Source organism: Mucilaginibacter pedocola, assembly GCF_002013915.1.
In the GTDB taxonomy this organism is placed as follows: domain Bacteria; phylum Bacteroidota; class Bacteroidia; order Sphingobacteriales; family Sphingobacteriaceae; genus Mucilaginibacter; species Mucilaginibacter pedocola.
The window spans coordinates 51,500-58,258 of the sequence record NZ_MBTF01000018.1; the positions used below are offsets into that span (position 1 = coordinate 51,500).

At 46.8% G+C, this 6,759-nt stretch carries 4 protein-coding genes and 2 rRNA genes; all 6 read right to left on the reverse strand.

The features are described from left to right. Nucleotides 1-19: 19 nt before the first annotated feature. Nucleotides 20-874: a sugar phosphate isomerase/epimerase family protein gene (locus BC343_RS17090; RefSeq protein ID WP_078349029.1), complete on the reverse strand. Its 855-nt coding sequence runs from the start codon at nt 872-874 to the stop codon at nt 20-22. Nucleotides 875-1,052: 178 nt separating this feature from the next. After that, nucleotides 1,053-2,240, reverse strand: coding sequence for a Gfo/Idh/MocA family protein (locus tag BC343_RS17095; protein ID WP_078349030.1), 1,188 nt, complete (start codon nt 2,238-2,240; stop codon nt 1,053-1,055). Between the two features lie 175 nt (nt 2,241-2,415). After that, complete coding sequence (locus BC343_RS17100; protein ID WP_078349031.1) at nt 2,416-2,649, reverse strand: hypothetical protein; 234 nt, start codon at nt 2,647-2,649, stop codon at nt 2,416-2,418. Nucleotides 2,650-2,748: 99 nt separating this feature from the next. After that, complete coding sequence (locus BC343_RS17105; protein ID WP_078349032.1) at nt 2,749-3,117, reverse strand: DUF6717 family protein; 369 nt, start codon at nt 3,115-3,117, stop codon at nt 2,749-2,751. 219 nt (nt 3,118-3,336) lie between these two features. After that, nucleotides 3,337-3,448: ribosomal RNA gene (gene rrf, locus BC343_RS17110) — 5S ribosomal RNA — on the reverse strand. 180 nt (nt 3,449-3,628) lie between these two features. Continuing rightward, nucleotides 3,629-6,505 (reverse strand): 23S ribosomal RNA (locus tag BC343_RS17115). Between the last annotated feature and the right edge of the window lie 254 nt (nt 6,506-6,759).

Sequence of the window (6,759 nt, forward strand, 5' to 3'; positions counted from 1 at the left end):
TGGACTTTTTGCTTTAGGCTCATTTCAAAAATACAATATTCTTCTTTGCGCTTTGCATCGGCGTTTCATGGTAATAGCGGCTTTGTTCCACAAAAAAATACTTTACGCCTTCGGACTTTGCTGCCGTTAATAGTTTAGGGAAATTGATGATGCCTTCGCCCATATCGCAGGCCGATTCTTCTTCGCTTCCTTTGGGCAGGCGTTGTTTCAATACATCGCGCAGGTGCATCAGTTTAAACCGGCCTTTATGGTTCTTAAAATAAGCGTAGGGGTCTTGCCCCTCGCTTACGGTATAGTAAACATCCATTTGGAAGTCCACCAGCGCTTTATCAGTATTTGCGAGTAGAACATTGATTGGTAATTGCCCGTTTACGGGTTTGTAAGGATAATCGTGAGGGTGATAGGCGTAACGCAGTCCGTGCTTTTTACAAATCGCGCCCTTGGAATTAAAGTCATCGGCCGCGCGTTTAAATACGTCTATCGACTTTTGTGGCCCAAGCCAGGGGCATACCAAATACTTCATCCCAATTTCTGCTGCCTGCGCTGCCAGGGTTTCAAACGCTTTTGCCGGCATAGGGTTATGATGTGCCGATACCAATTGCATACCGTAACCGGCTGTAAGTTTCTGAAATTCCTTATTGCTCATACCCCAAAAGATGCCCTTATCACTACCATAGCTTTCCAGCTGTTTGTAGCCCATAGCGCCTAATTGTTTCAGGGTACCTTTAGTATCTTTCATCATTTCATCGCGCAGCATATAAAGTTGTATACCGGGTGTGATGCCGTATTTAGAGGACGCAGCTAACAATTCTGCCGGGAGTAAAGCGGATGCGGAAAATAGAGTGCTATTATATAGGAAGTTTCTTCTATTCATTGACTGTAAATATTAAAACAGCTATATCATATCGAAGCGAAGCGAGATATCTTGTTCGACTACGCATGAACGTTTTGTATTACTACTTAGCAATACCGTCCTGTATAATGAGATTTCTCTTCCGCTCATAAGAAATGACAAAATGGTTTATTAGTCCCCCCTTTAGGGGGTTAGGGGGCTAAAGATCCCTCACTATAACTTCCCCAGTTATTTTATCTTTCAGGATAAGCTTCTTATCTCCGTGCGGCAGTATCTCTTCTTTAATTAGATAATACTGCTCGTCGTATACGGCAAATTCGGAAGCTATTTTAGTATCGGTACTGCCGCGCCAGTCATCCAGTTTTACAGGCTCCCAAACCCCGCTTTTGGCAGATGCGTAGGCGGCATCAATAATAGCATTTACTACATAGCCGTCATAAAATGTTTCGGCAGGCTCGCGTTTAGCTTCAATAGCCTCAAACATATCGGTAAACATATGGTTATAGCCCAGTTCGTTCACTTCGTCGCCGACCGGGAATAGCCAACCGCTACTGCTCTCTGCTTTCTCGGCCACATAACCACCGCCTTTACCGGTGCTGAACATGTCGAAACCAGTACGCAGGAAATTGTTTAGCCAGATGGTGCCCTCGGTGCCCATTACTTCGTCGCGCAAATCCATACCACCGCGGAAACACCAGCTCACCTCAAACTGCCCGATGGCGCCGTTAGCATACTTCACCATACCAATGGCATTATCCTCCGCATCAATAGGGTGAACCTGCGTAGCCGCCCAACACATTACTTCTACCGGGCGAATATCTTTACCAATAAAATTACGGGCGATCTCTATGCAATGGCAGCCCAGGTCAACAATAGCGCCGCCACCACTTTGCTCTTTGTTCCAAAACCAATTACTGTGCGGGCCAGGGTGAGCCTCACGGCTTTTAGCCCACAAGATACGTCCCAAGGCACCAGCCTTAACACTGGCTAATGATTTCAGGAATTTGGGGTTATAACAAAGATCCTCCAGGTAGCCGCCCATTATACCGGCAGCTTCAACAGCGTCCAGCATTTGTTTGGCCTCGGCAGCAGTACGTCCAAGGGGTTTAGTACACAGTACGTGTTTACCGGCAGCAGCGCAAGCTTTAACAGCATCGAGGTGCAAATCGTTGGGAAGAGAAATAACCACCACATCCACTTCGGGGTGGTTGATCACGTCTTTCATACTTGTGCTGTAATGCGATAATTTGTAATCAGCAGCGAATTGTTTTGCCTTATCGGCACTACGCCCGTAAACGGAATATAAAATGTCGGAGCGGCGGTGCGCCACTAACGAATCGGCATAGAAACGCGCAATGAAGCCCGTACCCAGCATAGCAATTTTCATAACGGTAATTTGTGAGGTTTGTAATTGCCGTTAAGATAGTATTTTTTATGATTACACCGATGAAGATTGATTTCACCGATAGAGCTGCGAAGTGTAGCCAACAGCTTAGCCTTTCCAATTAATAGAATTGGACAAGTGCGAAAACAGGCCGATACAACACGATTTTTGAAGGCTATTAACCTTTAATAGAATCAGCCAGTTCGCTTACGTCGCTTTTCAACTTCTTAATTCTTTTGGCTTTTGCTTTAAGGTAATCCTGTGCGTGTTCTTTAAGCTCAGCAGCTTCAGCGTCTATTACAGCTTTCTTTTTGATGTACAGATAGGTAATAACACCGGCGAAAACTGCGCCAAGTGCTAAACCGGCAATAAGTTTGTTACTGTTATCTTGCTTTTTGAATGGATTTTTCATGACGTTGTTTTTATAACTAACACGCCATTTTGTGTTTGGTTCTGATTTATTTGGATTTAACCGCTTAGGCGACAGATAGGAATTGATACTAACGAAGAATCAACTTACGTGCTTGAAGAAAATAACTGCCGGGAGTTTGCCAAACAACCAGGCTGTTACGTCGCAAAGCCACATCTCCTGATCCAGCTGTACGCCTCCATAGTCGGCTAAAAGATAAATACCGCCCCCGCCGGTTTCTTCCGAATAAGAATGTTTAAGAGTTAATTGACTTGCTCCGTCGAACGGAGTTTCCGAAAGTGTCAGCTTGACCTCGGGGCTGCCTTTACCCACATACTCCAGCATAGTGTCGGCACCCTCTACCATTTCCAAATCGGCGTGCGGTCCTGGATAATCGGGCAAGTCGATATACCACTTGTTATCGGGTTCTTTTACAAAGAGAAAGGTTTGCTTATCTGTGATGAGGTTCATATGTTAAAGATAAACAAAATTGAGATGATACAGACGTGCGAATGTCAGATATGCCCACAGCCATGAAAGACGGACAAGAATGGAATGTTTAGCGGTAATGCTTGCTTATCTACCTTGCATACTGCCCACAAGCTGGGGACGCTTGCGGTAGCGGTGAGGAATGAAAAAAGGGTATAAAACAACAAAGCCTCATGTATTTCTACATAAGGCTTGTTTAAAGGTTGGCACCGACCTACTCTCCCACATTTTACTGCAGTACCATCGGCTCTGGCGGGCTTAACTTCTCTGTTCGGAATGGGAAGAGGTGGACACCGCCGATATAGGCACCTGAATATTTTTAGTTAGTAGTGAGGGGTTAAGCGGTGAGTGGTTGTAGAGTTCAATAACTACCCACTCAATCAAGTATTCTCCATTCACTATAACTTGACATATTATTGAAAGAAGTAATTTCGAGAGAAAACAACAGCTTTGTGTTCGGGCAGCGGCAGAGCCGCCACCCTATTTACCTGCTATGAGAAAGCTTCGGATTATTAGTATTACTCGGCTTTGATGTCGCCATCTTTAGACCTGTAACCTATCAACGTAGTAGTCTGCTACGATCCTCAATGGAAGTCTCATCTTGTGGCTAGTTTCGCACTTAGATGCTTTCAGCGCTTATCTATTCCCAACGTAGCTACTCTGCAGTACACCTGGCGGCATAACAGATTCACCAGAGGTTAGTCCAACCCGGTCCTCTCGTACTAAGGTCAGCCCCACTCAAACTTCCAACGCCCACAACAGATAGGGACCGAACTGTCTCGCGACGTTCTGAACCCAGCTCGCGTGCCACTTTAATGAGCGAACAGCTCAACCCTTGGGACCTTCTCCAGCCCCAGGATGTGACGAGCCGACATCGAGGTGCCAAACCTCCCCGTCGATATGAGCTCTTGGGGGAGATCAGCCTGTTATCCCCAGCGTACCTTTTATCCTTTGAGCGATGGCCCTTCCATGCAGAACCACCGGATCACTATATCCGTCTTTCGACCCAGCTCGGCTTGTCTGCCTCACTGTCAAGCAAGCTTATGCTATTGCACTCCGCGTACGGTTACCAAGCGTACTGAGCTTACCTTTGAAAGCCTCCGTTACCTTTTTGGAGGCGACCACCCCAGTCAAACTACCCGCCAAACAATGTCCTCCGCTTTGCAGAGTTAGACACCAAATACAGAAAGGGTGGTATTTCAACGTTGGCTAACTGAATCCTAGCGAATCCAGATCACAGCCTCCCACCTATCCTACACATCCTGTATCCGATATCAATGTTAAGTTGTAGTGAAGGTGCATGGGGTCTTTCCGTCCCGTTGCGGGTAACCGGCGTCTTCACCGATACCACAATTTCACCGAGCTCATGGCTGAGACAGCGCCCAGATCGTTACACCATTCGTGCAGGTCGGAACTTACCCGACAAGGAATTTCGCTACCTTAGGACCGTTATAGTTACGGCCGCCGTTTACCGGGGCTTCGATTCAATGCTTCGCCTTGCGACTAACATCCCCTCTTAACCTTCCGGCACCGGGCAGGTGTCAGGCCATATACGTCATCTTTCGATTTTGCATAGCCATGTGTTTTTGTTAAACAGTCGCCTGGGCCTTTTCACTGCGGCTGATATTGCTACCAGCGCCCCTTCTCCCGAAGTTACAGGGCCATTTTGCCGAGTTCCTTAGCCATGATTCACTCGAGCACCTTAGGATCCTCTCCTCGACTACCTGTGTCGGTTTACGGTACGGGTTTTTATAATCTGAAGCTTAGCAGGTTTTCTTGGAAGCCTGGTTACCTGGGCTATCACCTTACCCGAAGGCTCGGTGTACTATCAGCGTTCAGCAAATCTGGCGTACTTAACTACCAAACCTATACCTACAGCCTTTAACGTGCTATTCCGTCAGCACGCGCCAGTTTCACTACTCCGTCACTGCGTCGCAATTATAAAAAGTACTGGAATATTAACCAGTTGTCCATCGGCTACGCCCTTCGGCTTCACCTTAGGCCCCGACTAACCCTGATCCGATTAGCGTTGATCAGGAAACCTTAGTCTTTCGGTGGGCGGGTTTCTCTCCCGCCTTATCGTTACTTATGCCTACATTTGCTTTTCTAATTCCTCCACAGTCAGTTGTCCTTCCTGCTTCTCCGGCAATTAGAATGCTCCCCTACCAGTACAATTAATTGTAATCCATAGCTTCGGTATAACGCTTAATGCCCGTTTATTATCCATGCCCGGCCGCTCGACTAGTGAGCTGTTACGCACTCTTTAAATGAATGGCTGCTTCCAAGCCAACATCCTAGCTGTCTGTGCAGCCGGACCTCGTTAGTTCAACTTAGCGTTAATTTGGGGACCTTAGCTGATGGTCTGGGTTCTTTCCCTCTCGGCCATGGACCTTAGCACCCATAGCCTCACTGCAATGTATATTATATAGCATTCGGAGTTTGTCTGGATTTGGTAGGATTTGACTCCCCCGCACCCAATCAGTAGCTCTACCTCTATATAACTTTACCATCACGCTGTTCCTAAAAACATTTCGGGGAGTACGAGCTATTTCCCAGTTTGATTAGCCTTTCACCCCTACCCACAAGTCATCCGGAAACTTTTCAACGTTTATCGGTTCGGTCCTCCAGTACCTGTTACGGCACCTTCAACCTGCCCATGGGTAGATCACAAGGTTTCGCGTCTACCTCCTCTGACTATACGCCCTATTCAGACTCGCTTTCGCTTCGGATCCGTGCCTGAAGCACTTAACCTTGCCAGAGAAGAGTAACTCGTAGGCTCATTATGCAAAAGGCACGCCGTCACACTTTACAGTGCTCCGACCGCTTGTAAGTACACGGTTTCAGGTTCTATTTCACTCCCCTGTTCGGGGTTCTTTTCACCTTTCCCTCACGGTACTGGTCCACTATCGGTCTCTCAGGAGTATTTAGCCTTACCGGATGGTGCCGGCAGATTCCCACAAGGCGTCTCCGACCTCGCGGTACTCAGGGTACCACTATCTTACTATTACTTACCCGTACGCAGCTCTCATGCTCTATGGCCGGGTTTCCCACCCCGTTCCGGTTCATTTTAGTAGTCATGTTGTGGCCCTACAACCCCATATATGCCGTAACATATATGGTTTGGGCTTCTTCCATTTCGCTCGCCACTACTCTGGAAATCATTATTATTTTCTCTTCCTCTGCTTACTTAGATGTTTCAGTTCAGCAGGTTTGCGCTATTGCAACTATTCTTCAAATAGTTAGGTTGCCCCATTCGGAAATCCCCGGATTAAATCATATTTGCTAATCCCCGGGGCTTATCGCAGCTTATCACGTCCTTCATCGCCTCTGAGAGCCAAGGCATCCCCCGTGTACCCTTATTTACTTTCTTCTATACTTGTGCTGCTTTTGCTCAGCACTGTATGCTTTTTGATTCGTGTTGCCGTCTTCATGTCATTGCTAACAATCTGAGCCTGCAACAGCCCTCTACTGTTGTTTTCTCTTCAATTTTACTTCTTCCAATATGTCAAAGAACGTTTCTTCAGTTTGCAGTTCCCGGTTCGCAGTGTGCAGCATAAAACTGCTTACTGTTAACTGTATACTGCCTACTGAAAAGCGTGGAGAATAACGGATTCGAACCGTTGA

Excerpts from the sequence above, each read along its gene's own strand:
- BC343_RS17090 (WP_078349029.1), bottom strand. The coding sequence starts at position 874 with ATGAATAGAAGAAACTTCCTATATAATAGCACTCTATTTTCCGCATCC.
- BC343_RS17095 (WP_078349030.1), bottom strand. The coding sequence starts at position 2,240 with ATGAAAATTGCTATGCTGGGTACGGGCTTCATTGCGCGTTTCTATGCC.
- BC343_RS17100 (WP_078349031.1), bottom strand. The coding sequence starts at position 2,649 with ATGAAAAATCCATTCAAAAAGCAAGATAACAGTAACAAACTTATTGCC.
- BC343_RS17105 (WP_078349032.1), bottom strand. The coding sequence starts at position 3,117 with ATGAACCTCATCACAGATAAGCAAACCTTTCTCTTTGTAAAAGAACCC.